Genomic DNA, 23854 nt, shown 5'->3' on the forward strand with positions numbered 1-23854 from the left:
GCCGTGCAGGTACCCGCTTCGTTCGAGTACCAACGGGCGCAGAGCGTGGAGGAGGCCCTGGAACTGCTGGGGCGCTTCGGCGAGGAGGCCAGGGTCCTCGCGGGAGGGCACAGCCTGCTCCCCATGATGAAGCTGCGCCTGGCCGGGCCGGAGGTGCTCGTCGACATCAACGACCTCACCGAACTCGACCACATCGACGAGACCGGCGGCGAGCTGCGGGTCGGCGCCCTCACCCGGCACCGCACCCTGCTGGAGTCGCCGCTGGTCGGCCGGCACTTCCCGATCATCCACGACGCCGAGCGGGTGATCGCCGACCCGCCGGTCCGCAACCGCGGCACCATCGGCGGCTCGCTGTGCCAGGCCGACCCGTCCGAGGACCTGTCGGCGGTGTGCGCGGCGCTGCACGCGGTGGCCGTGATCCGCAGCGCGGACGGCGAACGCACCGTCGCCATGGCCGACTTCCACCGCGGACCGTACGAGACGGCGGTCGGCGCCGGAGAGATGCTCACCGAGGTGCGCTTCCCGGTCCTGGCCCACTCCGGCAGCGCCTACGAGAAGCTGGAGCGCAAGGCCGGTGACTGGGCGGTGGCGGCGGCCGGGGTGGCGCTCTCCCTCGACGACGGTCGCATGACGCACGTCGGGGTGGGTCTGGCGGCGGTCGGCGCCGACGGGCTGCACGCGGAGGCGGTGCAGGAGCTGCTGGAGGGCCGTGAGCCGTCGCCGGAGCTCGTCGAGGAGGCCGGGCGCGTGGCGTCGGCGAGCTGCTCGCCCGTCACCGACAGCCGCGGACCGGCCGAGTACAAGCGGCATCTGGCCGGAGAACTGACCAAGAGGGCCCTGCGGCGCGCCGTCGCCCGGGCCACCGCCCCGGCCGCGGCCGCGAAGGAGGGATGACGGACGTGCGGATCACGGTGAACGTCAACGGCGAGGACCACACCCGTGAGGTGGAGGCCCGCCATCTGCTCGTCCGGTTCCTCCGCGACGACCTGGAGCTGACCGGGACGCACTGGGGCTGCGACACCAGCAACTGCGGCACCTGCGTGGTGCTGATGGACGGCGAGCCGGTCAAGAGCTGCACGGTCCTGGCCGCCATGGCCGAGGGCCATGAGATCCGCACCGTCGAGGGGCTGGCGGACGGCGACCGCCTCGACCCGGTGCAGCAGGGCTTCATCGAGGAGCACGGGCTGCAGTGCGGCTTCTGCACCCCGGGGATGATGCTCAGCGGCCGGGCGCTGCTGGACCGCAACCCCGACCCGTCCGAGGACGAGGTACGCGAGGCCATCTCGGGGCAGCTGTGCCGGTGCACGGGCTACCTCAACATCGTCAAGGCCATCCGGTGGGCCGCCGCCCACGAGGCGGACAGCCGTGCGGAAGCGGGGAGCCAGGCATGACCACCGTCGAGGAACCCGTCGCGCCCGCCGCCGAGGAGCGGCCGATCGGCTTCGGCCGGATGAAGCGCAAGGAGGACCCGCGCTTCGTCCGCGGCAAGGGCCGTTACGTGGACGACGTGAAGCTGCCGGGCATGCTGCACGGCGCGGTGCTGCGCAGCCCGTTCGCGCACGCCCGGATCGTGTCCATCGACACCTCCGCCGCCGAGGCGCACCCCAAGGTCAAGGCCGTGATCACCGGGGAGACGCTGGCCGGGCTCGGGCTGGCGTGGATGCCGACGCTGTCGATGGACACCCAGGCGGTGCTCGCCACCGACAAGGTGCGCTTCCAGGGCCAGGAGGTCGCCTTCGTCGTGGCCGAGGACCACTACGCGGCCCGCGACGCGATCGAGCTGATCGACGTGGACTACGAGCCGCTCGACCCCGTCATCGACGCCCGCCGCGCCCTCGACCCGGCCGCTCCGGTCATCCGGGACGACCTGGAGGGCCGCACCGACAACCACATCTTCGACTGGGAGGCCGGCGACCGGGCCGCCACCGACGAGGTGTTCGCCGACGCCGAGGTCGTCGTCGAGCAGACGATGCTCTACCCGCGCGTGCACCCCGCGCCGCTGGAGACCTGCGGCGCGGTGGCCTCCATGGACCCGGTCGACGGCAAGCTGACGCTCTGGACGACCACCCAGGCGCCGCACGCGCACCGCACGCTGTACGCGATGGTCGCGGGGCTGCCCGAGCACAAGATCCGGGTCATCTCCCCGGACATCGGCGGCGGCTTCGGCAACAAGGTCGGCATCTACCCCGGGTACGTGTGCGCGGTCGTCGGCTCGATCGTCACGGGCAAGCCGGTCAAGTGGGTGGAGGACCGCTCGGAGAACCTGATGAGCACCTCCTTCGCCCGCGACTACCACATGACGGGTCAGATCGCGGCGACCCGCGAGGGCCGAATCCTCGGTGTGCGCGTCAAGGTCCTCGCCGACCACGGCGCCTTCAACTCCACGGCGCAGCCGACGAAGTACCCGGCGGGCTTCTTCCACATCTTCACCGGCTCGTACGACATCGAGGCGGCGCACTGCGAGGTCACCGGCGTCTACACCAACAAGGCGCCGGGCGGCGTCGCCTACGCCTGCTCCTTCCGCGTCACCGAGGCGGTGTACCTGATCGAGCGCATGGTGGACTGCCTCGCGGCCGAACTCGGCGCCGACCCCGCAGAGCTGCGGATGCTCAACCTGCTGCGGCCCGAGCAGTTCCCCTATCAGAACAAGACCGGCTGGGAGTACGACTCGGGCGACTACCCGGCCTGCCTGCGCAAAGCCATGGACCTCGCCGGCTACGAGGAGCTGCGCCGCGAGCAGGCGGACAAGCGCGAACGCGGTGAACTCATGGGCATCGGGCTGTCGTTCTTCACCGAGACGGTCGGCGCGGGCCCGCGCAAGCACATGGACATCCTGGGCCTGGGCATGGCCGACGGCTGCGAGCTGCGCGTCCACCCCACGGGCAAGGCCGTGGTGCGGCTGAGCGTGCAGACGCAGGGGCAGGGCCACGAGACCACGTTCGCGCAGATCGTCGCCGAGGAACTGGGCATCCCGCCCGAGGACATCGACGTGGTGCACGGCGACACCGACCAGACGCCCTTCGGGCTCGGCACCTACGGCTCCCGCTCCACCCCCGTGTCGGGCGCGGCCGCCGCGCTGGTGGCCCGCAAGGTGCGGGACAAGGCGCGGATCATCGCGGGGGCGATGCTGGAGGTGTCGCCCGACGACCTGGAGTGGACCAAGGGCCGCTGGTCGGTCAAGGGCGACCCGGCGATGACCCGGACGATCCAGGAGATCGCGCTGGCCGCGCACGGGGCGCTGGAGCTGCCGGAGGGCGTCGAGGGGCATCTGGAGGCCACCACGGTCTACAACCCGCCCAACCTGACCTACCCGTTCGGGGCGTACATCTGCGTGGTCGACGTCGACCCGGGCACGGGCGCGGTGAAGGTGCGGCGCTTCATCGCGGTGGACGACTGCGGGACGCGCATCAACCCCATGATCATCGAGGGGCAGGTGCACGGCGGCCTCGCGGACGGGGTCGGCATGGCGCTGATGGAGTTCATCGGCTTCGACGAGGACGGCAACTGCCTGTCCGGCTCCTTCATGGACTACCTGCTGCCGACCGCGCTGGAGGTGCCGGCCTGGGAGCTGGGGCACACCGTCACACCGTCCCCGCACCACCCGATCGGCGCCAAGGGCATCGGCGAGTCCGCGACCGTCGGCTCGCCCCCCGCGGTGGTCAACGCGGTGCTCGACGCGATCGGCGTGCGTCACGCCGACATGCCGCTCACGCCCGGCCGGGTGTGGCAGGCGATGCGGCACGGCCAGGTCGAGGCGCCGCAATGAGCCAGGCCCCGGTGCTGGACGCGCGGATCGCCGAACTCACCGCGCGCCACGTCCCGTTCGTGAGGGCGACCGTGGTGCGCGCCCGCCGCCCGGCGAGCGCGCGCCCCGGCGACACCGCCGTGGTGCTGGAGGACGGCCGGATCGAGGGGTTCGTCGGCGGCGTCTGCGCGGAGGCCACGGTCCGCGCGCAGGCGCTGCGGACGCTGGCCAGCGGCGAGGCGCTGCTGCTGCGGATCTCCCCGGAGGCGGCGGACGAGGGCGCCGGCGTGGAGCCCGAGGCGGAGGACGGGGCACTGAGCCTGCGCAACCCGTGCCTGTCGGGCGGGGAGCTGGAGATCTTCCTCGAACCCCGGCGTCCCGTCCCGCGCGTCCTGGTGCTGGGCGACACGCCCATCGCCCGGGCCCTGACCGGCTTCGGCCCCGCCCTCGGCTACGAGGTCGCGGGGCCGCCCGCCGGCGGGTTCACCACGCAGTCGCTGTCCGGGGTCCGCGCTGTCGTGGTGGCCTCGCACGGGCGTGACGAGGAGGCCGCGCTGACGGCGGCGGTGCGCGCGGGCGTGCCGTACGTCGGGCTGGTGGCCAGTCCCCGGCGCGGGGCGGCGGTGGTCGGCGGGCTGGACCTGACGCGGGAGCAGCAGGACGCGGTCCGTACGCCTGCGGGCCTGTGGATCGGAGCCCGTACGCCGGGCGAGATCGCGCTGTCCATCCTCGCCGAGGTGGTCGCCTCGGTGCGGGGCGGGGAGGGGACGCAGAGCGCGGCCCCGGTGGGCGAGCCGCCCGCCGCGGGAGAGCCCGCACCGCCCACCGCGCTGGACCCGGTCTGCGGGATGACGGTGGCCGCCGTGCCGGACACCCCGCACTCCGACGCCGGGGGCGAGCGCCGCTGGTTCTGCTGCGCGGGCTGCCGCACGGCGTTCGAGGCCGACCCCGCCCGCTACGCGGAGGCGCGGTGAGCACGTTCACGCAGGAGCGCGTCCCGGACCCCGCGGGTCTGCGCCGGGCGCTCGACGAACGCGGCTACCTCGCGGACCCCGGGCTGGTCACCGCGCTGTTCCTGGCGCTGCGGCTGCCGCAGCCGCTGCTGCTGGAGGGCGAGGCCGGGGTCGGCAAGACGGAGGCGGCGAAGGCGCTGGCCGGTGTGCTGGGCGGCCCGCTGGTGCGGCTGCAGTGCTACGACGGCCTCGACGCGGCGGAGGCCCTGTACGAGTGGAACCACGCGCGCCAGTTGCTGGGCATCCGGCTCGCCGAGGCGCGCGGTGAACGGCTCGCCGAGGCCGACCTGTTCACGGAGGAGTACCTGCTGCGGCGCCCGGTGCTGACCGCGCTCACCCATCCCGGCCCGGAGCCCGCGGTGCTGCTGATCGACGAGATCGACCGGGCGGACGACGACTTCGAGGCCTTCCTGCTGGAGGTGCTGGCCGAGTCGGCCGTGACGATCCCCGAGGTCGGCACCATCCGTGCCGTGGTGCCGCCCGTCGTGGTGCTCACCTCGAACCGCACCCGTGATCTGCACGACGCCCTGAAGCGGCGCTGCCTCTACCACTGGATCGACTACCCCGACCCCGAGCGCCTCGTGCGGATCGTCCGCCGCCGGGTGCCCGGGACCTCGGCGGAACTCGCGGAGGCGATCTCCACGGCGGTGCGGCGGCTGCGCAGCCTGGAGATCCAGAAGGCCCCGGGCATCGCCGAGAGCATCGACTGGCTCGCGGCGCTCGCCCTGCTCGGCGTACGGCGCCTGGACGCCGAGGCCGCGGGGGCGACCCTGGGCACGCTGCTGAAGTACCGGGAGGACCAGGAACTGGTGCGGGACCGGGGCCTGGAGTGGCTCGTGGGCAGCGGCCGTGACGCCTGAGCCGGCGTCCGGGCCGACGCGGCAACTGCCGCTGTTCGACACGGCGGAGTTCGGCGGCCGGCTCGGCGAGGCGCTGCGCCGCGCGGGCCTGCCGGTCACCCCCGAGCGGACGGTGTGCTTCCTGCGGTCGCTGCGGCTGGTGCCGCCGGTGGACCGGGACGCCCTGTACTGGACGGCGCGGCTGGCCTTCGTCACCGACCGGGAACTCGTCGCACCCTTCGAGCGGGTCTTCGAGGGTGTGTTCGGCGGACTCGGGGGCGTTCCCGCGGAGCGCGGCGACCGTGCCGCCGCCCCACCGGACGCCGCCGGGGACGCCGCGCGGGCGGCCCCGTCCCCCGGCGCCCGCACGGCACCGGGCCCGGCCCCCGCCGGGACGGGGCCGGCGCGCACGGTGGCCGCGCCCCGCACCGGGGAGGAGGCGGACGGCCGTGCGGGGACGGCGCCGACGCTGGGCAGCACCGCGGAGGTCGTCGCCCACAAGGACTTCGCCGCCCTGGACGCGGCGGAACTGGCCGCCCTGGACCGGCTGATGGAGCTGATCGTGCTGCGCACCCCGCTGCGCAGGACCCGGCGCCGCGACACCGACCCGCACGGCCCCCGGGTGGACCCGCGCCGCACGCTGCGCGCGATCCGCACGACGGGGCTGGAGCCCGTGCGCCTGGCCCGGTCGCGCCCCCGGCTGCGGCGCCGCCCGCTGGTGCTGCTCTGCGACGTCTCGGGCTCGATGGAGCCGTACGCCCGTGCCTACCTCAGGCTCTTCCCCCGCGCGGCGGCGGTCGGTGTGGCCGCCGAGGTCTTCGTCTTCGCCACGCGCCTGACCCGCCTCACCCCGGTGCTGCGCCACTCGGGGCGGAACGGGGTGGACGCGGCGCTGCGCCGGGCGGGGGCCGCCGCGTCGGACTGGTCGGGCGGCACCCGGATCGGGCACGCGCTGGCGGAGTTCAACGACCGCTTCGGCCGCCGCGGCATGGCACGCGGCGCGGTCGTCGTGATCTTCTCCGACGGTTGGGAGGGCGAGGACCCGCGGGCGGTGGGGCGTGAGGCCGCCCGGCTGCGGCGGCTGGCGCACCGCGTCGTGTGGGTCAACCCCCGCAAGGCGGCGCCGGGTTACCTTCCGCTCGCCGGCGGCATGGCGGCGGCGCTCCCCCACTGCGACGAGTTCGTCAGCGGCCACACCTTCGCCGCGCTCGCCGAGGTGGCCGAGGCGATCGGCGGAAGCGCGCGGGGAAAAGGAACCGGAAGGGAAAGGGGAAGGACAAGCGGAAGGTGGCGAGGCCGACGGAAATGACGTCCCCGACGGCCCGGCCCCCTGTGCTCTCCTTCGATTTCCGGATTTCAGCTCCGGTATTCGCGGGAATCGCGGTACGGATCCGCCTGGTCGCCACCGAATGCCTCGAAGTGCGCGGCGGGAGCCGGGACGTGATAACTCGCCGGTGCCGTGTGGTGAACGGTCTCGGGAGCCGGGCGGTTCTCGTACGGGCCTCCCGCCGGCCCCCACCCGGACGACCGATTCTTGAACCTTATACTAACTTCTCCGCGACGCCACATGCCGACGGAAACGGAAACAGGAAGTTCCCGCCCGGATAATTCTCACCGCCGTGAATTCCCGTCAACCCGGCGGCAGGACGGAGGTATTAGGCGGGCTTTCCGGGGCGATGGGCCGCTCGGCCTGCTCTTTGGGCCCCGGTCGGCGGCACCACGCGTATCGCCACCGGAGGCGGGGCGCCGGCGTCTACCCTGTCGGTCATGCACCAGCCCCGACGGCGCGACCGGCGTCCGGCTCGCCCTGCGGGACCGGGGCCCGGCGAGCGCCAGGTCGCGCCCGTGGAGTTGGCGGGGGCCGGTGTCGTGGTCGTCGGCCTCTTCTCCGCGAAGGAGAAGGACTTCGCCGCGCTCATGGATTCGGCGGCCGCGGAACTGGCGGCGCGCGGTGCCCGGGTCGTCGGGCGGATCGTCCAGCGGCGCGGTGTCTCGGACGGCGGGGTCACGAAGATGGCCCTGCCCTATTCCTCACGGACCCTGCTGAGCCACGGGAAGGTCCGTGAGGCAGCCGCGGTCTGCGAAGCGGCCGATGCCGACGCGGCGGTCTTCGTCGCCCCTCTGACCGAGCGCCAGCGGCGCGTGCTGACGGGGATGCTCGGCTGTCCCGCCGTGAGCCTCTCCGAGATCCTCGCCACGGGCCCACGGGCCGGCACCGCCCGCCCGGCTCGTCCACGGCGTGACGCGGCAGTGCCGGACGACACGGCCTAGGGCCGCGCGCGGTGCCGGAAGGTGCTCGCGTACGCGCCGGCGAGGGTGAGCAGGGCGGGACCCAGCGGACGCGGGGCGGGCCGCCGGGCGAGCGTCGCGCCGGCGCGCTCCGCGCTGCGCAACCGGTGCCCCTGGAGCGCGATGAGGGCCCTGACCATGGGGCGGTTGGGCTCCGGGACGAGGTCCACGAGTGCGCGGGCGCCGGCGAAGCCGGACCGCACCAGCCCGGCCTGGTCGCGGACGAGCGCGGCCACCGACGCCGGGTCGGGGTCCCGGGCCAGGGCCGCGCGGCTCAGGCCGTGGCGGGCCAGGGCGTCCTCGGGGACGCCCAGCCGGCCGTCCGCGAGGTCCTCGGCCATGTCCTCCAGGAAGTCCAGGCGCTGGGCGGCCTCGATGAAGGTGCGGCAGGCGGCACGGTAGGCGTCGAAACCGGTGGGCGGCGCGAGCAGTCCCGCGACGAGGAGGAAGGCGGGCAGCGAGTACGCGTCGACGTAGGCCTGGAAGTCGGCCTCGGTGGGGAGGCCGCGCCACTCGGCGTCGGCGGGGGCGGCGACGAGGTAGTCCGCGACGATGCCGCGGAGCGCCGGCCGCCGGGTGACGGTATGTGCGAGGGCACGCGTCAGCGGGTCCGCCGGATCACCCGCGAGGGCCGCGCGGACCTGCGCGTCCCACAGGGCGAAGGCGCCGCGGCCGTCCGGACCGCGGTCCAGCAGGTCATCGCTGTGGTGCATGAAGGCGGTGGCCGCGAGGGCGTCGGGGACGAGCGGCGCCGGCAGCAGCAGCCGCACGGCGGCGTACGAGGCCCGGTCGAAGTGCGCCACCAGGCGGCGTTGGGCGGTGTACGCCTCGCACAGGGCGGGGTCGGTGATGCCGGCCCGGTCGAGGGTCTTCCGCCACCTGCTCATCGTTGCGCCGCTCCCGTCGTCCGCCGGCCGCACGTCACCCGATGATCACCCAAACGCAGAAAAACCCGCAAACTCACTGGCGTGATCGGGTCGGACCATCGCCGACCTGCGTCACCTCACTTCCGGAAGCGGGCAGAAGCGGGCGCACTCCGCCCTTGTACGGGCTGACCGCACCGCTCCGCCCGGCGGTATAAATCTCGGACGGGCGGAAACGGGCGGCCGATGCCCGAACGGCCATGACGGAACCGGGACCAGGGAGGTGCGGCCATGCGCGGCGACGAACGGCAGCACAGGATCCTGGCCCTGGTGCGGCAGGCCGGACGGGTGGAGGTCACCGCACTGGCCGCGGACTTCAAGGTGGCACCGGAGACGATCCGCCGGGACCTCAGCGAGCTGGAACGGCGCGGGCTGGTCCGCCGGACCCACGGCGGGGCGTACCCGGTGGAGAGCGCCGGCTTCGAGACGGACCTGGCCCGCCGCGAGACCCACCAGGTGGAGGGCAAGCGCCGGATCGCCGCGGCGGGGGTGAAGCTGCTCGGCGAGGCGGAGACCGTCTTCATCGACGAGGGCTACACCCAGCAGTTGCTGGCGGCGCTGCTCCCCACCGACCGCCCGCTGACCGTGGTGACCGCCTCGCTGCCGACCGCGGCGGCGGTCGCCCAGTCCCCCGAGACCACCGTGCTGCTGCTCGGGGGCCGCGTACGGGGCCGCACCCTGGCCACCGTCGGCTCCTGGGCCACCCAGATGCTGTCCTCCTTCGTCATCGACCTGGCGATCATGGGGGCCAACGGCATATCCCGCGACTTCGGCCTGACCACCCCCGATCCCGTCGTCGCGGACGTCAAGGCGCAGGCGGTGCGCTCCGCGCGGCGCCGCGTCCTGGTCGGGATCCACACCAAGTTCGGCGCCTCGAGCTTCTGCCGGTTCGCGGAGATCGGCGACTTCGAGACGATCGTCACCGACACGGGCCTGCCGGCCCCCGAGGCCCACCGCTACTCGCTGCTCGGCCCCAACGTGATCCGCGTCTGATCCACCGCACTCCCCCTCCACCCTGCGCGCGAGCCGCCGCAGGTCGCCCCGGCACACCCCGACGCGCCCCGGGCCGCGGGCCCGCCGCCGGGATCCCCCTCACAGGAAGGCCTCCCCATGCCCAGGACCGACACCGACCGCGCAAGGGCGCCACGGCGCCGCGCCGCCGTCCGGCTGACCGCACTCGGGGCCTGCACGGCCCTGCTCGCCACCGGCTGCGCCGGCGCGGGTGGCGGCGGAGGGGACGTCGAGGGCGGCGGCGCCTCCGTGAACGTCCTCATGGTCAACAACCCGCAGATGCTGGACCTGCAGAAGCTGACCGCGTCGGACTTCACCAAGAGCACCGGCATCAAGGTCAACTTCACGGTGCTGCCCGAGAACGACGTCCGCGACAAGATCAGCCAGGAGTTCTCCAGCCAGGCCGGCACCTACGACGTCGCGTCCATCAGCAACTACGAGGCGCCGATCTACGGCAAGAACGGCTGGCTGGCCCCGCTGGACGACACCGTCGCCAAGGACCCGGACTTCGACCAGGCGGACATCCTGCCGTCGATGAGGGAGAGCCTGACCGGCGCCGACGGGAAGCTGTACGCGGAGCCGTTCTACGGCGAGTCGTCGTTCCTGATGTACCGCAAGGACGTGTTCGAGGCGAAGGGCCTCACCATGCCCGACCGCCCCACCTGGCAGCAGGTCGCCGGCCTCGCGGCGAAGGCCGACGGCGCCGAGCCCGGCATGAAGGGCATCTGCCTGCGCGGGCTGCCCGGCTGGGGCGAGGTGATGGCTCCGCTGACCACCGTCGTCAACACCTTCGGCGGCACCTGGTTCAGCAAGGACTGGCAGGCCCAGGTGAACGCGCCCGCCTTCAAGGAGGCGACGAAGTTCTACGTCGACCTGGTCCGCGAGCACGGCGAGGCGGGCGCACCGCAGGCCGGCTTCGCCGAGTGCCTGGGCGCCTTCCAACAGGGCAAGACCGCCATGTGGTACGACGCCACCTCGGCGGCCGGGATCCTCGACAGCGCCGACTCCCCCGTCGCCGGCAAGGTCGGCTACGCCCCGGCTCCCGTGGTGAGGACCGACAACTCCGGCTGGCTGTACACCTGGGCCTGGGGCATCCAGAAGGCGAGCAAGCACCAGGACGACGCGGCGAAGTTCGTGGCCTGGGCGTCCGGCAAGGGCTACGAGGAACTCGTCGGCAAGAAGCTCGGCTGGGCCCGCGTCCCGGCGGGCAAGCGCACCTCCACGTACGCGAACGCGGACTACCTGAAGGTTGCGGGCCCCTTCGCCAAGGCCACCGAGGAGGCCATCGCCGGGGCCGACCCGCGCGACCCGGGCGTCCAGCCGCGGCCGACGCTCGGCATCCAGTTCGTCGACATCCCCGAGTTCCCGGACCTCGGCACCAAGGTCTCGCAGGAGATCGCTTCCGCGATCGCCGGGCGCACCTCGGTGGACGCGGCGCTGGACAAGGCCCAGCAACTCGCGGAGAAGGTCGCCGCCCAGTACCGGAACGGGTGATTCGGCCATGACCGGTACGTCGAGCGCCGTCACGGAGGAGGTGCGCGGCCGGGCATCGGTCCGGGCGGTGGCCGCCCGGACCGCGGGCCCCGGCCGGGCCGCCGCGTGGGCCCGGCGCGCGCCCCTGATGCCGGCGCTGGTCTTCATGGTGGTCGTCACCCAGCTGCCCTTCGTGGCCACGCTGGTGATCTCCTTCATGGACTGGAACGCCCTCTACCCCGACCGGCGCGGCTTCACCGGACTGACCAACTACGCCGACGTGTTCGGCGACGCCGACCTGCGGGCGTCCGTCCTGACCACCGTCTGGCTCACGGCCGGCGTCGTCCTGGTCAGCCTCGTGCTGGGGCTGGGCCTGGCGCTGCTGCTGGACCGGCGCTTCCGCGGCCGCGGGCTGGTGCGGACCCTGCTGATCGCGCCGTTCCTGGTGGTGCCGGTCGCCTCGGCGCTGCTGTGGAAGCACGCCCTCTACAACCCCGAGTACGGACTGTTCAACGGCGCCCTCACCTGGCTGTGGCAGCTGTTCGGCAGCGAACGCCCGCCGCAGCCGGACTGGATCACCTCGATGCCGCTCGGGGCGGTCGGGGCCTCGCTGGTGTGGCAGTGGACCCCGTTCATGATGCTGATCCTGCTCGCCGGACTGCAGAGCCGCTCCACGGAGGCCGTGGAGGCGGCCCGGGTGGACGGCGCGAACGCCTGGCAGGTCTTCCGCTTCCTGACCCTGCCCCATCTGCGGCGCTACCTCGAACTGGCCGCGCTGCTGGGCTCGGTCTACGTCGTGCAGAACTTCGACGCGGTCTTCACCCTCACCTCGGGCGGCCTGGGCACCGCCAACCTGCCGTACACGATCTACGAGTCCTTCTACAAGGCGCACGACTACGGCCGGGCGTCGGCGGCCGGCGTGGTCGTGGTCGCCGGGACCATCGTCGTCGCCACCCTCGCGCTGCGCCTGGTGTCGACGCTGCTGAAGGAGGAGTCCTCATGAGCGCCGTGGCCGCGCCCGGCGCGCGCAGGCGTCGTTCCGCCTCCCTGTGGGGGCTGGTCGCCTGGGCCGCCGCCCTGCTGTTCGTCGCGCCGATCGCGTGGATGGTGCTGACCTCGCTGCACAGCGAGACGGACGCCGCCACCAACCCGCCCTCCCTCGGCGCCGGGCTCACCCTCGACGGCTACCGGGAGTTCTTCGGCGCCGCCACCGGTGCCGGCCCGTGGCCCGCCCTGGTCAACTCCCTGACGGCGAGCCTGGCCTCCACCCTCCTGGTGCTGGCACTGGCGATACCCGCCGCGTACACGCTGTCGATCCGTCCCGTCCGCAAGTGGTCCGACGTGCTGTTCTTCTTCCTGTCGACGAAGATGCTGCCCGCGGTCGCCGGGCTGCTGCCGGTCTACCTCGTGGCGCAGAACCTCGGGCTGCTGGACAACGTCTGGCTGATGGTCCTGCTCTACACCTCGATGAACCTGCCGATCGCGGTCTGGATGATGCGGTCCTTCCTCGCCGAGATCCCGGTGGCGATCCTCGAGGCCGCCGCGATCGACGGCGCCGGACTGCCGGCCGTCTTCCGCCGCATCGTCATCCCCGTCTCCGCCCCCGGCATCGCCGCCACCTCGCTGATCTGCTTCATCTTCAGCTGGAACGAGATGCTCTTCGCCCGGGTGCTCACCGGTGTCCGTTCGGTGACCGCGCCGGTCTTCCTCACCTCATTCGTCACCAGCCAGGGACTCTTCCTCGCCAAGGTCTGCGCCGCGGCCGTCGTGGTGTCCCTGCCCGTCCTCGTCGCCGGATTCGCCGCCCAGGACCGACTGGTCCAGGGCCTGTCACTGGGAGCCGTCAAGTGAAGGCAGTCGTCATCGCCGAGCCCGGGAAGATCGAGCTCGCCACCGTCGAGGACCCCGCCCCCGGTCCTCGGGACGTGGTGGTCGCGGTCGCGGCCTGCGGCCTGTGCGGAACCGATCTGCACATCCTGCGAGGCGAGTTCGCGCCGACGCTGCCGATCGTGCCGGGGCACGAGTTCGCCGGCGAGGTGGTCGCGGTCGGCTCTGCCGTCACGGAGGTGGCGGTCGGCGCCCGGGTCGCCGTCGACCCCTCGCTGCACTGCGGCGAGTGCCACTACTGCCGCCTGGGCCGCGGCAACCTGTGCGAGCGGTGGGCCGCGATCGGGGTCACCGAGCCCGGCGGCGCCTCCGAGTTCGCCGTCGCGCCGGTCGCCAACTGCGTGGTCCTGCCCGACCACGTGGCGACCGCCGACGCCGCGCTGATCGAGCCGCTGTCGTGCGCCGTGCGCGGCTACGACGTGCTGCGCAGCCGGCTCGGCGCCCATGTGCTGATCTACGGCTCGGGAACGATGGGCCTGATGATGCTGGAGCTCGCCAAGCGGACGGGGGCGGCCGGCGTGGACGTCGTCGACGTCAACCCCGAACGGCTCGCCACCGCACGGCTGCTGGGCTGCGACAACACGGCCGGCTCGGCGGAGGAGATCGCCCGCCCGCGCGGCTGGGAGGTCGTCGTGGACGCCACCGGCAACGCCTCCGCGATCCAGGACGGGCTGCAACGGGTCGGCAGGGGCGGCACCTTCCTGCAGTTCGGGGTCGCCGACTACGCCGCCCGCGCGGTCATCGAGCCGTACCGGATCTACAACGAGGAGATCACCATCACGGGCTCCATGGCGGTCCTGCACAGCTACGAGCGGGCCGCCGAGCTCTTCGCCGCCGGGGTGCTGGACCCCGGGGTGTTCATCAGCGACCGCTTCCCGCTCACCGACTACCCCCACGCCATCGAGCGCTTCGCGGCGGGCGTCGGCCGCAAGATCCTGGTGCGGCCGTGACCGCGCCCGCCACGCTGGTCGCCGGCGAGGCGCTGACCGACGTGGTCGTCGGGCCCGACGGGACGCGGTACGCCCACCCCGGCGGCAGCCCGGCCAACACCGCGCTCGGTCTGGCCCGGCTCGGGCACCCGGTCACCCTGGCCACCCGCATCGGCCGGGACGCGCACGGCGACGCACTGGTCGAACGGCTGACGGAGGGACGCGTCGCGCTGCTGCCGGGGTCGGTCGTGGACGCCCCGACGTCCACGGCCAGGGCCGAACTCGACGGCAGCGGCAGCGCCGCGTACCGGTTCGACATCACCTGGGACCTCCCCCCGGTCGGGCCGCTCGGCGTGCCGGGGCATCTCCACACCGGTTCGGTCGCCACCGCGCTGGAGCCGGGTGCGGGGCGGCTGTTCGCCTTGGTCGCGGCGGTCCGGCGGCGTGGGCACACCGTCTCGTACGACCCGAACCTCAGGCCCGCGCTGCTCGGTCCGCCCGAGACCGAACGGCCGCGCGTCGAACGGCTGGTCGCGCTCGCCGACGTGGTGAAGGCCAGCGAGGAGGACCTCGGGTGGCTCCACCCCGGACGTGATCCGGGCGACGTCGCCGCCGACTGGGCGCGCCGCGGTCCCCGCCTGGTCGTCCTCACCCGGGGCGCGGGAGGCGCCGAGGCCCACTGGGCACCGGGGGGACGGCACCGTGTCCCCGCCCACCGGGTGGAGGTCGTCGACACGATCGGCGCCGGTGACGCCTTCATGGCGGGTCTGCTCGCCGGTCTCCTCTCCGCCGGGCTGCTCGGCGGGGCGGCGGCCCGCGGGCGGCTGCGCGCGGCCGCGGACGGCGGTCCCGTGCCGCCCGCGGTGGCCGACGCCCTGGAACTCGCCGCGCGCGTCGCGGCTCTGACCTGCGGGCGGGCGGGAGCGGACCCACCGTTCCTGGCGGAGGTGACACCCGTCGTGTGATGATCCCGCGGACGGCACTACCACGCACCGAGGGGCGGTACGCCGATGTGGCCGCGGGTCGACGGAATGCGCTCCATGGAACTCGGCACGCCCGACGCGCTGCGGGACGAGCTGAACTCCCTGGTCCTGGCGGGCAGGAAGACCGCGACGACCGGACTGCTGTCCGAGTACGTCGAGGAGTCCGAGGGGCTGGAGTTCGTCGGCGAGCGGCTGGCCCTGCTGGACCGGGGGAGCCGCTGCGTGGGCGTCATCGAGATCACGGGCGTGGAGGTGACGTCCTTCGCGGATGTGACGTGGGAGCACGCCGCCGCCGAGGGTGAGGGGGACGCCTCCCTCACCGACTGGCAGGCCGGGCACCGCCGTTTCTGGGAACGCGCGGGCACCCCCGTCGAGGACGCGACGTCCGTGGTGTGCCTGGCGTTCCGGCTCGTGACGGCGGGGGGCTGACCGTGCGGCTCCGCATCGAGGCGCGCGACCTGCCCGGCCGCGGCTTCGGCGACCACGCCGGCGTCCACGTCGCCGTGCAGCGCCGCGCCCGTCCCTCGGAACTCCTGGACCCGCGGCCGGGGGACGCCGCGGCGGCGACGTGGGACCTCGACTGCCGGGTCCATGAGACCCCTGACGGCGTCGACGTCACGGGCCCCTACGTCCAGGGCGGCCCCGGCGCCCGCTTCGTCTACCTGTCCTGGGGCACGGTGGCGGGTGATGGCGGCTTCACGATGTTCCGCCGCGCCAAGCTCATGCTCGACGGCGTCGAGACCGGGACGCTCCGCGAGGCCGTACGCTCCGGGATGCTCGTCGGGCGGCTGGGCCTCACCGACGCCCGGGGAGGCCCGCTGTGCGCCGCCGTACGGCCGCCGCTCATCTCATGGTCGGCGCAGGCACCCGACGCGAGGGGCTGACGACGACGCGCGAACGGGACCACCACCCCACCGGTGGGCGCGCCCACGGTCCGCACGACCGCTTCCGCCTTCCCACCGGCGCCCGGCAGTGGTCCCGTTCCGTCACAAGGGGGCTCGGGTCCCTCAGTCCTCGCCCCTGACGATGTTCCATTCCTTGCCGCTGTCGGGCTCCCGCTGCGGCGGATTGCCCCGGCCTTCCTTCACGACAGCAGGCCGGCAGGTGCGTATCTGCTGGTCGCGGGGGATGCGGGTGCTGGTCGGGTGGCCGTTGCGTGTGTCCACGGCTGGGCGCCTCCTCAGGTCTTCTCGACACCGCATACCCGTTCGAACGTGATTTACACCACATAACATTCCCGATCAGGGCATGTCTCTCGGGGACACCCGGCGGGCGCTCGGCGGCCGTCGCGCTGCGCGACGGCCGCGGCACCGACCGTGTCCGCCACCACGCGGGCGGTCCGTGGGTCGTCGGAATGCGGCTGCCCCGGGCCGCGCGGTGGAAACCGCTCCGGGCACGTGTGTTCAGCGGGTGGGGTGCCACTCGGCGAGCAGGACGGTGGCGTCGTCGTCGAGACGGCCGTGCCGGTGCGCCAGGATCGCGTGGACGAGCCGCCGCAGGACCTCCGGAGCGGGGTCGCCCAGTGCGGTGGCGTGCACGACGTACTCGGTGAGGCGCCGCTCGCCGAACTCGTCGCCGCCCTCCGCGCGGGACTCGGTCACGCCGTCGGTGTGGAGGAGGATCCGGTCACCGGGTTCCAGCCGTGTGGAGTGGACCGAGCGCGGGCGGCCGCCGCACTCCGGACCGAGGCCGAGCGGCAGGTCCGCGTCGCGCTCCAGGGCGCCGGTGACCACGTGCCGGGCGCGGATCAGCCGGGGCGCGGGGTGCCCGCAGTTCGCCCACGCGAACCGGCCGCTGCGGACGTCGAGGTCGGCGAAGACCGCGGTCGCGAACCGGTCCGGGATCCACTCGGCCAGGGTCTCGTCCACGGACTTGACGATCTCGCCCAGGTCGGCGCCGGCGCGCCGGGCCGCCCGGCAGCCGGCCAGCGCGACCGCCGCCACGAGCCCCGAGGCGAGGTCGTGGCCCATCGCGTCGACCACCGTCAGGTGCAGGTGGTCCTCCTGGAGGCTGTGGTCGAAGGCGTCGCCGCCGATCTCGTACGCGGGTTCCAGCACGGCGCTGGAGGTCACCTCGGTCGTGCCGAGGGTCCGCGGCGGCAGGAAGGCCCACACCAGCTCCGCGGCGGCGCTCATCGGCCGGCTGCGGACGAGCCGCAGCATGTCGTCGCTCGACCCCGTCCCGGAAGCGATCGCCAGGCTCGTCACGTCGGCGAGCGCGCGGCAGCGGGCGAGCAGTTCGGGGTCGATCCGGCGGGAGGTGACCTCCATGACGCCGATCCGCTCCACGCCGTCCACGAGCGGGAGCCACATCGTGATCCGGTCGTCCCGCTCGCTCAGGCGCAGGGAGACCGTCCGGTAGGCGGCGCCCGCGGGCGTGCCGTCGACGGCCACGGCGCGGCGCGCACCGCGAGCCGGGTCGCCCGGCAGCGGGACGAGCCGGGACTGCTGGACGTCGGCGAGGAGGACCGTCACGTCGTCCAGGCCCAGCTGGTGGGCGGCACGTGCGAGGGCGGCGCCCCACTCCTCCGGGGCGACCTCGTGGCAGCGCTGCAGGAGCCCGCTCAGCAGGGTGCCGAAGCCGGTGTCGTCCACCGTCACCATCACCTGTCCGTGCGCCGTCCCCGGCCACGGGCCGGGACGTGGGGCACCTGCCCCGGACGCCGTGCCCGAAACATCGCACCGTCCCTGACCTGCGGCTCCGCCCGGCCACGCGATGCCGCGGCGGCGCGGGCATCCCCGGATCGCCTACAGGCGCCGGTTCCGCAGAACGTCATATTCCAGCAAATCGAGTGCCAATACGGGCGTGCCGCGCCTTAACCGGCACCCCGAGGCCCGACGCTTCTCGTGTCCCACCCGTGCGGGTGCCCACGGCACCCGCGGAGACAGGAGTCGATCCATGCGCGTTTCCCGTTTCGTGGCCGCGGTCGGTGTGGCCGTGGCCGTCGTCCTGGGCGGTGCGGCGGGCGCCGGCGCCGTCACGCCGGAGTCCGTCCGCGCCCACGGCACGCACGCCACGCACGGTGACCACGGGCGCGGCCACCACAGCCACCACGGCAAGCGTCATCACCACCGCTGGCACGGGCACCGGACGCACCGTCACCACCACGTCGTCAACCACCACCGCCGCTGACCCGCGGCCCGATCCGCACGGAAACCCCCCGGGGGCGCCGCTCCGCGAACGCGGAGGGCGCCCCCGGGCGCGTGCGGGCCGGCGGGCTCAGGCGGTCTGGGCGCTGCGCAGCGCGGCGTACGGGCCGCCGGCGCGGAGCAGTTGCTCGTGCGAACCGACCTCCGTGATCCTTCCGCCGTCCATGACGACGATGCGGTCGGCGTTGCGGATGGTGGACAGCCGGTGGGCCACCACGAAGACGGTGCGGTTGCGCACCAGACGTTCCAGCGCCTGCTGGACGAGGGCCTCGGAGCGCGAGTCGAGGGCGGAGGTCGCCTCGTCCAGCACCAGCACACGGGGGTCGCGGATCAGCGCGCGGGCGATGGCCAGGCGCTGCTTCTGGCCGCCGGACAGCCGGGCGCCCCGCTCGCCGACGACCGTGGCGAGACCGGCCGGCAACCGCTCCACGAACTCCAGGGCGTTGGCCGCCCGCAGGGCCTCCCGTACCGCCTCCTCGGGGACGCCCGGCATGCCGTACGCGACGTTCTCCCGGATGGTGCCCTCGAAGAGGATGGACTCCTGCGGCACGACGGACACGAAGCGGCGGTAGCTGCGCAGGTCCAGGGTCTCCATGTCCGCCCCGTCCAGCAGGATCCGGCCCTCGGTGGGGCGCAGGAAGCCGATGACGAGGTTGAGGACGGTCGACTTGCCGGCCCCCGAGGCGCCCACCAGCGCGATGGTCTCACCCGGGCGGACGGAGAGGGAGAAGTCACGCACCGAGTGGTCGGCCGCGTCGTCGTAGGTGAACCCGACGCCCTGGAAGTCCACCCGCCCGCGGACGGCGGCCACCTCGGACTTGCCCGCGTTCTGCTCGAGGTCGGGCGCCTGCAGCACCTCGCCGACCGAACGCACCGACTCCAGTCCCTTGCTGACCACGGGGGTGAGGCTGAGCAGGGTGGTCACGGCTGCGGTGAGGGCGGAGAAGTAGGTGGTCAGCATGACGACGTCGCCGGGGGTGACGCCGAGCCAGCCGTGGTACGCGGCGAGCGCGGAGCCGAGCAGGCAGCAGGTGCCCAGGACGTTGAGGACGATCCAGGCGAGGGAGCCGAAGCGGCCGTTGAGCCGGTCCAGGCGCAGCCCCGCGGTGAGGACCTGGCTGAGCGTGCCGTCCACACGGCGCAGCGCGGTGGACTCCAGGCCGTGGGCGCGGGTGATGGGGATGAGGGTGGTCATCTCGGTGACCCGCGAGGAGAGTTGCTCGACCTCCTGGCGGAACGATTCGTTGGACTCGCGCAGCCGCCCCCGCAGCCACATCACCAGTGCGGACGTCGCGGGCACGACGACCAGGAAGACCGGCAGGAAGGACGGTGCCTGCACGGCGATGACCACCAGCGCGCCCAGCAGCGTGGCGAGCGCGGACAGGCCCATGTCGCCGGTCTGCTGGACCGCCTGCTCAATGGCCTCGACGTCCCGGATGACCTTGGTCTGCAGGACCGCGGAGTTGACCTTCGCGTGGTAGCCGATGGAGAGCTGCTGCATGCGCTGACACAACGCGGAGCGCAGCCGGGTGCCGGTGCGGCGGGCGCTGCCGTACCAGCAGCGCACGTACAGCAGGTGGAAGGGGTAGTTGAGGACCAGCATCAGCAGCAGCACGCCGGTGCCGAGCAGCATGCCCGACAGCGGCCGGTGTTGCACGATGACGTCGATGATCTGCGCGGTGACCAGCGGGGTCAGCCAGATCGGGGTGTGCTTGACCATGAACGCCAGCACGGCCAGGGCCAGTCGGCCGCGGTCGTGCCGGAAGAGGTAGGCGAGGGTGCGGATCGGGTGCTCACCGCGGTAGCGGTGGTCGAGCGGGCCGTGCGGCGACGCCATGCGGGGACTCCGGGTGCACGAGGGCGCGGGGTGATGAGACGGCACTGGCTCATCGTCCGGTCACCGCGGAATCCTAGGCTGTGAGCGCTCCCACGGACACCGTCAGGGGGGCGCTGACCGGTCCCGGCCGACTGGGGGGCCGGTCCGGGGGCAGACGGTGGGGGAAGGGGCGGCACGAGGGCGCGCCCCCGGACCACTGGGAGGGACGATGCTGGCCATCGTTGCGGCCGTCGTCTTCGCGGTCGCGTTCATCATCAACGCCACCGGGACGGCGACGGAAGCCGTGTTCACGCCGACGAGCCTGCTGCTGGTCGGGCTGACGCTGCTCGCCGCGCACCTCGGCGGGGTCGGCTCGGGCGCGGGCGCCCGCTGGTCGGGGTACCGCGGGCGGCGGCGCTGAGCCCTCCGGGGAGGGGGACGACCATGACGTACCGCCGAGACGACGCGCCCGGGGGCGCGGCACGGCACCGCCCGGGCTTCAGCAGTCCGGGGTTCTCCACCTCGGCCGACGGCCCCGGTCCGGGCACCGACCCCGGCACCGGGGACGGCGGAGCCGTACCGCCGCCCCCGCCGATCCCGGAGTACGAGGTCCCGGAGCCGGAGGTCGCGGTCGTCGCGGAGCCCGGTTTCGAGTCGCCGGGTTTCGAGTCGCCCGGGTACTCCAGCCCGGACTTCACCAGCCCCGGTCCGCTGGGCGGCGCGGACCCGGACGACGAGGGGTCATGACGCGGGCGGCTCCGCGGCCGCCGTCGCCGGCGGGGCCGTGACCTCCATCCGGGCCCGGCTCTCGGCGATGAGCTGCCGGACGTTCCGCTCGACCTCCTCGGGGTCGAGGCCCAGGGCCCGGCCTATGTGCGCGGTCCAGACCTCGGAGCGCACGTTCGTCTCGAAGGCGAGGTCGGCGCGGATGTTGTCCCGGGCGGCCTGGCGGTTCTGGCTGACCATGACGAAGGTGGAGAGGAAGATCGCCTCCAGGCTGACGATCATGGTGAGCAGCCCGAAGGGGTACGGGTCGAAGACGGCGCCCGGCCCCACGAGCCCCTGGTTGAGCAGGATCCAGACCGCGAACCAGACGATGTGGACGTAGACGAAGGCCATCGATCCGGCGAAGGCGGTGATCGCGTCCGCGACCCGGTCCTGGGCACCCCTCCCGCGGGCGAAGACGACCCGCTCGTGCGGGGAGCGGACGAGCGGGCGCGGCGGCGAGGGGACGGCGGGGCCGTCGGAGGGGGAACTCATGGCCCTCATCCTGCCCCCGGCGCTCCAGGGCCCCGGCACCGGGAACCGGCGGGAAGAAACCGCGCCCTCCCTGCGTTGGCATGGGCGGATCAAGAACCGTCCGAAAGGAGGCGACCGGTGAAGGTACGTGCCTCGCTGCGTTCCCTCAAGAACGCCCCCGGCTCGCAGATCGTCCGCCGTCGCGGCCGCGTCTACGTGATCAACAAGAGGGACCCCCGCTTCAAGGCCCGCCAGGGCTGAGCCGCGGACCGGGCGCCGCGCACCGTCCCACGACGGCGCGCGGCGCTCGTCCGCGTCTGCGACTGCGACTGCGACTGCGACTGCACCCGGGTCACCGGGGCGGCGTCAGAGAACGCAGCAGCAGCAGCGCGATGTCGTCGGTGCGCCGCCGGCGCTCGGCGGTGAGGGCGAGCACACCGTCGGCGACCCGGTCCAGCGGCAGCTCGCCGGCCACTGCGAGGTGGTCCGAGAGGTCCGCCAGCTCGGCGTCGACGTCCGTCCCCGGGCACTCGACCAGCCCGTCGGTGTAGAGCATGAGCACCGAGCCCGGCGGGAACGGGAACTCGACGGTGCGGTAGACCGCTTCCGCGTCGATGCCCAGCAGCGGGCCCTGGGCGAGGTCGAGCGCCCGCACATGGCCACCCGGTTCCCGCAGCAAGGGGGGCGGGTGGCCCGCGCCCGCCGCCATCGCCCGCTGCCCGTCCGGGTCGAGGTGCAGGTAGATGCAGCTGGCGAGGAGATCGACGTCCAGGTCGAGCAGCAGCCGGTTGGTGCACTCCATCACCTGGCCGGGGGACTGCCCGACGGCGGAGTACGCCCGGACCGCCGTGCGGACCTGGCCCATCAGGCCCGCCGCGGTGACGTTGTGCCCCTGCACGTCGCCGATCACCGCGGCCGCCCGGTCCCCCACGGACAGCAGGTCGTAGAAGTCGCCGCCGATGTCCATGCCCTCGGTGCCCGCGAGGTACCTCGCCGCCGCCTCAAGGCCGGGGAGCACCGGCAGGGTCCGCGGGAGGAGCGCGGACTGCAGGCCGTGGGCCAGCCGGTGCTTGGTGTCGTAGAGCCGCGCCCTTTCCAGGGCCTGGGCGATCAGCCCGCCGAGGCTGGTCAGCAGGGCCCGCTCGTCGGCCCCGAAGCGGTGCGGTTCGGGATATCCCAGCACGCAGGTGCCCACGGGACGGCCGGAGGCGATGAGCGGGAGGTAGGCCCAGGCCGCCATGCCGTCGGCGACCGGAGGCCGGTCGGGGAAGCGCTCCCGCATCTCCTGCTCGGACTCCAGGAACGCCGGCGCACCGCCGGCCAGCACCTGGGCGGCGGGCACCGGCGCCGACATCGAGATGCCGTCGTACCGGTCGACGATCGACGGATCCCGGTATCCCCGGTGGCCGAGCACGCGCATCCTCCCGGCCTCCGGGGCGACCATGGCCACCACCCGGCTGCCGACCGCGGGCATGATCTCCTCGGCGACCAGGTCGATCACGTCCTGCACGCAGACGGCCTCCGTGAGTGCCCCGGACAGGTTCACGAGGTGGGAGATGGCCACCAGTCCGACCGCGGGCTGCGTCACGCCGTGCGCGCCGCCGGGCACCACCGGCGCCTGTGCCACCGGGCCGCGGGCCGGCGAGATGCGGACGCTGACGCCGTTGCTGCTGGGATGGAGCTGGAAGGTGAGCCAGTCGCCCGGTGGGCGCAACGCGGTGAACGAGGTGGGCTGCCGGCTGATCAGCGCAGCCCGGTGCCGTTCCTGGTGCACCGGGTCGTCGAGCCAGGGCAGCGTCCGCCACAGCGGGTGCCCGAGCAGCTTGCGCACCGGTACGCCCAGCCGGCGGGACGCCGCCCCGTTGGCGTAGGTGACCCGTCCGTCGAGGTCGAGGGAGCACAGTCCGTCCGGCAGCCGGCCCACCATGCGCACCGCCTCGACCGCCGAGGAGACCCCGGCGACCGGGGCGCCGATCGTCACGTCCCGCCCGCGCCGGACCGGCCGGCCCGCGGCGGCCTCGTGTTCCAGGTGCCGGGCGAGCCGGTCGCAGGCGGTGACCAGGTGCTCGCGCTCCCAGTCGGCCAGCTCGGGCGGATGGGCGCCCGGCCAGGTGACGAACACCGAGCCGAAGGCGGCGCCGGCGGTCTCGACGGGCAGCGCGGCAAGGGTGAACGGGTATGGCAGGACGAGCGCGATCCGCGGGTACCGGCGCGCCATCTCCTCCTCGCCGCCGACCCAGACCAGCCGGCGTTCGCGCAGTGCCTCCGCCACGGGGATCGGGGCGCCCAGCCCCACCCGTTCCCACGGTGCGGCGAAGGCGCGCGGCAGGCCGGCCATGACGGCCATCTCCAGCACCGGCTCACCGGGGGCGAGGAGGTAGATCCCGCCCGCGTGCGCCCGCACGCCGTCCATCATCGCGAACAGCGCCGGGGCCAGCAGGCCTTGGTCCGTCCGCTCCCCGGCCTCGGGGTGCGACGGGGCGGAAGGGAACCCGTCCGGCACGGGTATCACCTCCTCCGCCTCTTCCCGTCCAGACTGCCTCCGGGCCGCGAACCGC

General features: G+C 73.8%; 25 protein-coding genes. 19 read left to right on the forward strand and 6 right to left on the reverse strand.

Features of this window, described 5'->3' with window-relative positions:
• Positions 1–3 precede the first annotated feature (3 nt).
• From OG937_06920 to OG937_06950, 7 genes are all read left to right on the forward strand, one after another.
• Positions 4–894 carry a xanthine dehydrogenase family protein subunit M gene (locus OG937_06920; protein WUD71440.1) on the forward strand — a complete coding sequence of 297 codons (891 nt, stop codon included), beginning with the start codon at positions 4–6 and terminating at the stop codon, positions 892–894.
• A complete protein-coding gene (locus OG937_06925; GenBank protein ID WUD71441.1) occupies positions 891–1391 on the forward strand; it encodes a (2Fe-2S)-binding protein in 501 nt (166 codons plus the stop codon). Before OG937_06920 ends, OG937_06925 begins: the two co-directional genes overlap by 4 nt.
• Positions 1388–3766, forward strand: coding sequence for an aerobic carbon-monoxide dehydrogenase large subunit (locus OG937_06930; protein WUD71442.1), 2379 nt, complete (start codon positions 1388–1390; stop codon positions 3764–3766). Before OG937_06925 ends, OG937_06930 begins: the two co-directional genes overlap by 4 nt.
• Complete coding sequence (locus OG937_06935) at positions 3763–4719, forward strand: XdhC family protein (protein ID WUD71443.1); 957 nt, start codon at positions 3763–3765, stop codon at positions 4717–4719. Before OG937_06930 ends, OG937_06935 begins: the two co-directional genes overlap by 4 nt.
• On the forward strand, positions 4716–5618 hold the full coding sequence (locus OG937_06940; GenBank protein ID WUD71444.1) for a MoxR family ATPase: 903 nt from the start codon (positions 4716–4718) through the stop codon (positions 5616–5618). Before OG937_06935 ends, OG937_06940 begins: the two co-directional genes overlap by 4 nt.
• Entirely contained in the window at positions 5608–6906 is a 1299-nt protein-coding gene (locus OG937_06945; protein ID WUD71445.1) for a VWA domain-containing protein, read from the forward strand. Before OG937_06940 ends, OG937_06945 begins: the two co-directional genes overlap by 11 nt.
• A gap of 458 nt (positions 6907–7364) precedes the next feature.
• The gene (locus OG937_06950; protein WUD71446.1) at positions 7365–7868 is read left to right on the forward strand and encodes a hypothetical protein; all 504 of its coding nucleotides are present in this window, start codon (positions 7365–7367) and stop codon (positions 7866–7868) included.
• Here OG937_06950 and OG937_06955 read toward each other — a convergent pair.
• Positions 7865–8773, reverse strand: a complete 909-nt coding sequence (locus OG937_06955; protein ID WUD71447.1) for a squalene/phytoene synthase family protein — start codon at positions 8771–8773, stop codon at positions 7865–7867. The two genes, OG937_06950 and OG937_06955, sit on opposite strands and share 4 nt — an antisense overlap.
• A gap of 267 nt (positions 8774–9040) precedes the next feature.
• Between OG937_06955 and OG937_06960 the strand changes: the two genes are divergently transcribed.
• The 8 genes from OG937_06960 (at position 9041) to OG937_06995 (ending at position 15976) form a co-directional block, all read left to right on the forward strand.
• Positions 9041–9802: a DeoR/GlpR family DNA-binding transcription regulator gene (locus OG937_06960; GenBank protein WUD71448.1), complete on the forward strand. Its 762-nt coding sequence runs from the start codon at positions 9041–9043 to the stop codon at positions 9800–9802.
• 117 nt (positions 9803–9919) lie between these two features.
• Entirely contained in the window at positions 9920–11314 is a 1395-nt protein-coding gene (locus OG937_06965) for a sugar ABC transporter substrate-binding protein (GenBank protein ID WUD71449.1), read from the forward strand.
• Between the two features lie 7 nt (positions 11315–11321).
• Positions 11322–12296 (forward strand): sugar ABC transporter permease, encoded by a 975-nt coding sequence (locus tag OG937_06970; protein ID WUD71450.1) that lies wholly within the window; start codon positions 11322–11324, stop codon positions 12294–12296.
• On the forward strand, positions 12293–13144 hold the full coding sequence (locus tag OG937_06975; protein WUD71451.1) for a carbohydrate ABC transporter permease: 852 nt from the start codon (positions 12293–12295) through the stop codon (positions 13142–13144). The genes OG937_06970 and OG937_06975 overlap by 4 nt, the downstream gene beginning before the upstream one ends.
• On the forward strand, positions 13141–14130 hold the full coding sequence (locus tag OG937_06980; GenBank protein WUD71452.1) for a zinc-dependent alcohol dehydrogenase family protein: 990 nt from the start codon (positions 13141–13143) through the stop codon (positions 14128–14130). Before OG937_06975 ends, OG937_06980 begins: the two co-directional genes overlap by 4 nt.
• Entirely contained in the window at positions 14127–15074 is a 948-nt protein-coding gene (locus tag OG937_06985) for a carbohydrate kinase (protein ID WUD71453.1), read from the forward strand. The genes OG937_06980 and OG937_06985 overlap by 4 nt, the downstream gene beginning before the upstream one ends.
• Positions 15075–15149: 75 nt before the next feature.
• The gene (locus tag OG937_06990) at positions 15150–15521 is read left to right on the forward strand and encodes an ASCH domain-containing protein (GenBank protein WUD71454.1); all 372 of its coding nucleotides are present in this window, start codon (positions 15150–15152) and stop codon (positions 15519–15521) included.
• Positions 15522–15523: 2 nt separating this feature from the next.
• Positions 15524–15976, forward strand: coding sequence for a DUF5990 family protein (locus OG937_06995; GenBank protein ID WUD71455.1), 453 nt, complete (start codon positions 15524–15526; stop codon positions 15974–15976).
• Between the two features lie 123 nt (positions 15977–16099).
• Here OG937_06995 and OG937_07000 read toward each other — a convergent pair whose 3' ends face one another.
• Positions 16100–16258: a hypothetical protein gene (locus OG937_07000; protein ID WUD71456.1), complete on the reverse strand. Its 159-nt coding sequence runs from the start codon at positions 16256–16258 to the stop codon at positions 16100–16102.
• Between the two features lie 237 nt (positions 16259–16495).
• Positions 16496–17695, reverse strand: a complete 1200-nt coding sequence (locus OG937_07005) for a serine/threonine-protein phosphatase (protein ID WUD71457.1) — start codon at positions 17693–17695, stop codon at positions 16496–16498.
• 295 nt (positions 17696–17990) lie between these two features.
• Between OG937_07005 and OG937_07010 the strand changes: the two genes are divergently transcribed.
• Positions 17991–18224 (forward strand): hypothetical protein, encoded by a 234-nt coding sequence (locus OG937_07010; GenBank protein ID WUD71458.1) that lies wholly within the window; start codon positions 17991–17993, stop codon positions 18222–18224.
• 87 nt (positions 18225–18311) lie between these two features.
• Here the strand turns inward: OG937_07010 and OG937_07015 are convergent, their stop codons facing one another.
• Positions 18312–20078, reverse strand: a complete 1767-nt coding sequence (locus OG937_07015) for an ABC transporter ATP-binding protein/permease (protein ID WUD71459.1) — start codon at positions 20076–20078, stop codon at positions 18312–18314.
• A 208-nt stretch (positions 20079–20286) separates the two neighbouring features.
• Here OG937_07015 and OG937_07020 point away from each other — a divergent pair, with 208 nt between their 5' ends.
• Positions 20287–20478, forward strand: a complete 192-nt coding sequence (locus OG937_07020; protein WUD71460.1) for a hypothetical protein — start codon at positions 20287–20289, stop codon at positions 20476–20478.
• Between the two features lie 23 nt (positions 20479–20501).
• Complete coding sequence (locus OG937_07025) at positions 20502–20804, forward strand: hypothetical protein (GenBank protein ID WUD71461.1); 303 nt, start codon at positions 20502–20504, stop codon at positions 20802–20804.
• Here the strand turns inward: OG937_07025 and OG937_07030 are convergent.
• On the reverse strand, positions 20799–21317 hold the full coding sequence (locus tag OG937_07030) for a DUF1003 domain-containing protein (protein ID WUD71462.1): 519 nt from the start codon (positions 21315–21317) through the stop codon (positions 20799–20801). The two genes, OG937_07025 and OG937_07030, sit on opposite strands and share 6 nt — an antisense overlap.
• A gap of 117 nt (positions 21318–21434) precedes the next feature.
• On the opposite strand from OG937_07030, the gene ykgO reads away from it, so the two are divergent.
• The gene (gene ykgO, locus OG937_07035) at positions 21435–21557 is read left to right on the forward strand and encodes a type B 50S ribosomal protein L36 (GenBank protein ID WUD71463.1); all 123 of its coding nucleotides are present in this window, start codon (positions 21435–21437) and stop codon (positions 21555–21557) included.
• A 91-nt stretch (positions 21558–21648) separates the two neighbouring features.
• On the opposite strand, the gene OG937_07040 is transcribed toward ykgO, so the two are convergent.
• Positions 21649–23799 carry a SpoIIE family protein phosphatase gene (locus OG937_07040; GenBank protein WUD71464.1) on the reverse strand — a complete coding sequence of 717 codons (2151 nt, stop codon included), beginning with the start codon at positions 23797–23799 and terminating at the stop codon, positions 21649–21651.
• Between the last annotated feature and the right edge of the window lie 55 nt (positions 23800–23854).

The sequence above is a fragment of the Streptomyces sp. NBC_00510 genome (assembly GCA_036013505.1).
Taxonomy (GTDB): domain Bacteria; phylum Actinomycetota; class Actinomycetes; order Streptomycetales; family Streptomycetaceae; genus Actinacidiphila.

Coding starts and splice junctions, on each gene's coding strand:
- OG937_07030 (WUD71462.1), bottom strand. CDS start 21,317: ATGAGTTCCCCCTCCGACGGCCCCGCCGTCCCCTCGCCGCCGCGCCCG.
- OG937_07015 (WUD71459.1), bottom strand. CDS start 20,078: ATGGCGTCGCCGCACGGCCCGCTCGACCACCGCTACCGCGGTGAGCAC.
- OG937_06960 (WUD71448.1), top strand. CDS start 9,041: ATGCGCGGCGACGAACGGCAGCACAGGATCCTGGCCCTGGTGCGGCAG.
- OG937_07020 (WUD71460.1), top strand. CDS start 20,287: ATGCTGGCCATCGTTGCGGCCGTCGTCTTCGCGGTCGCGTTCATCATC.
- OG937_06925 (WUD71441.1), top strand. CDS start 891: ATGACGGACGTGCGGATCACGGTGAACGTCAACGGCGAGGACCACACC.
- OG937_06955 (WUD71447.1), bottom strand. CDS start 8,773: ATGAGCAGGTGGCGGAAGACCCTCGACCGGGCCGGCATCACCGACCCC.
- OG937_07005 (WUD71457.1), bottom strand. CDS start 17,695: ATGGTGACGGTGGACGACACCGGCTTCGGCACCCTGCTGAGCGGGCTC.
- OG937_06970 (WUD71450.1), top strand. CDS start 11,322: ATGACCGGTACGTCGAGCGCCGTCACGGAGGAGGTGCGCGGCCGGGCA.
- OG937_06975 (WUD71451.1), top strand. CDS start 12,293: ATGAGCGCCGTGGCCGCGCCCGGCGCGCGCAGGCGTCGTTCCGCCTCC.
- OG937_06930 (WUD71442.1), top strand. CDS start 1,388: ATGACCACCGTCGAGGAACCCGTCGCGCCCGCCGCCGAGGAGCGGCCG.
- OG937_06990 (WUD71454.1), top strand. CDS start 15,150: ATGGAACTCGGCACGCCCGACGCGCTGCGGGACGAGCTGAACTCCCTG.
- OG937_06935 (WUD71443.1), top strand. CDS start 3,763: ATGAGCCAGGCCCCGGTGCTGGACGCGCGGATCGCCGAACTCACCGCG.
- OG937_07025 (WUD71461.1), top strand. CDS start 20,502: ATGACGTACCGCCGAGACGACGCGCCCGGGGGCGCGGCACGGCACCGC.
- OG937_06950 (WUD71446.1), top strand. CDS start 7,365: ATGCACCAGCCCCGACGGCGCGACCGGCGTCCGGCTCGCCCTGCGGGA.
- OG937_06965 (WUD71449.1), top strand. CDS start 9,920: ATGCCCAGGACCGACACCGACCGCGCAAGGGCGCCACGGCGCCGCGCC.
- OG937_07010 (WUD71458.1), top strand. CDS start 17,991: ATGCGCGTTTCCCGTTTCGTGGCCGCGGTCGGTGTGGCCGTGGCCGTC.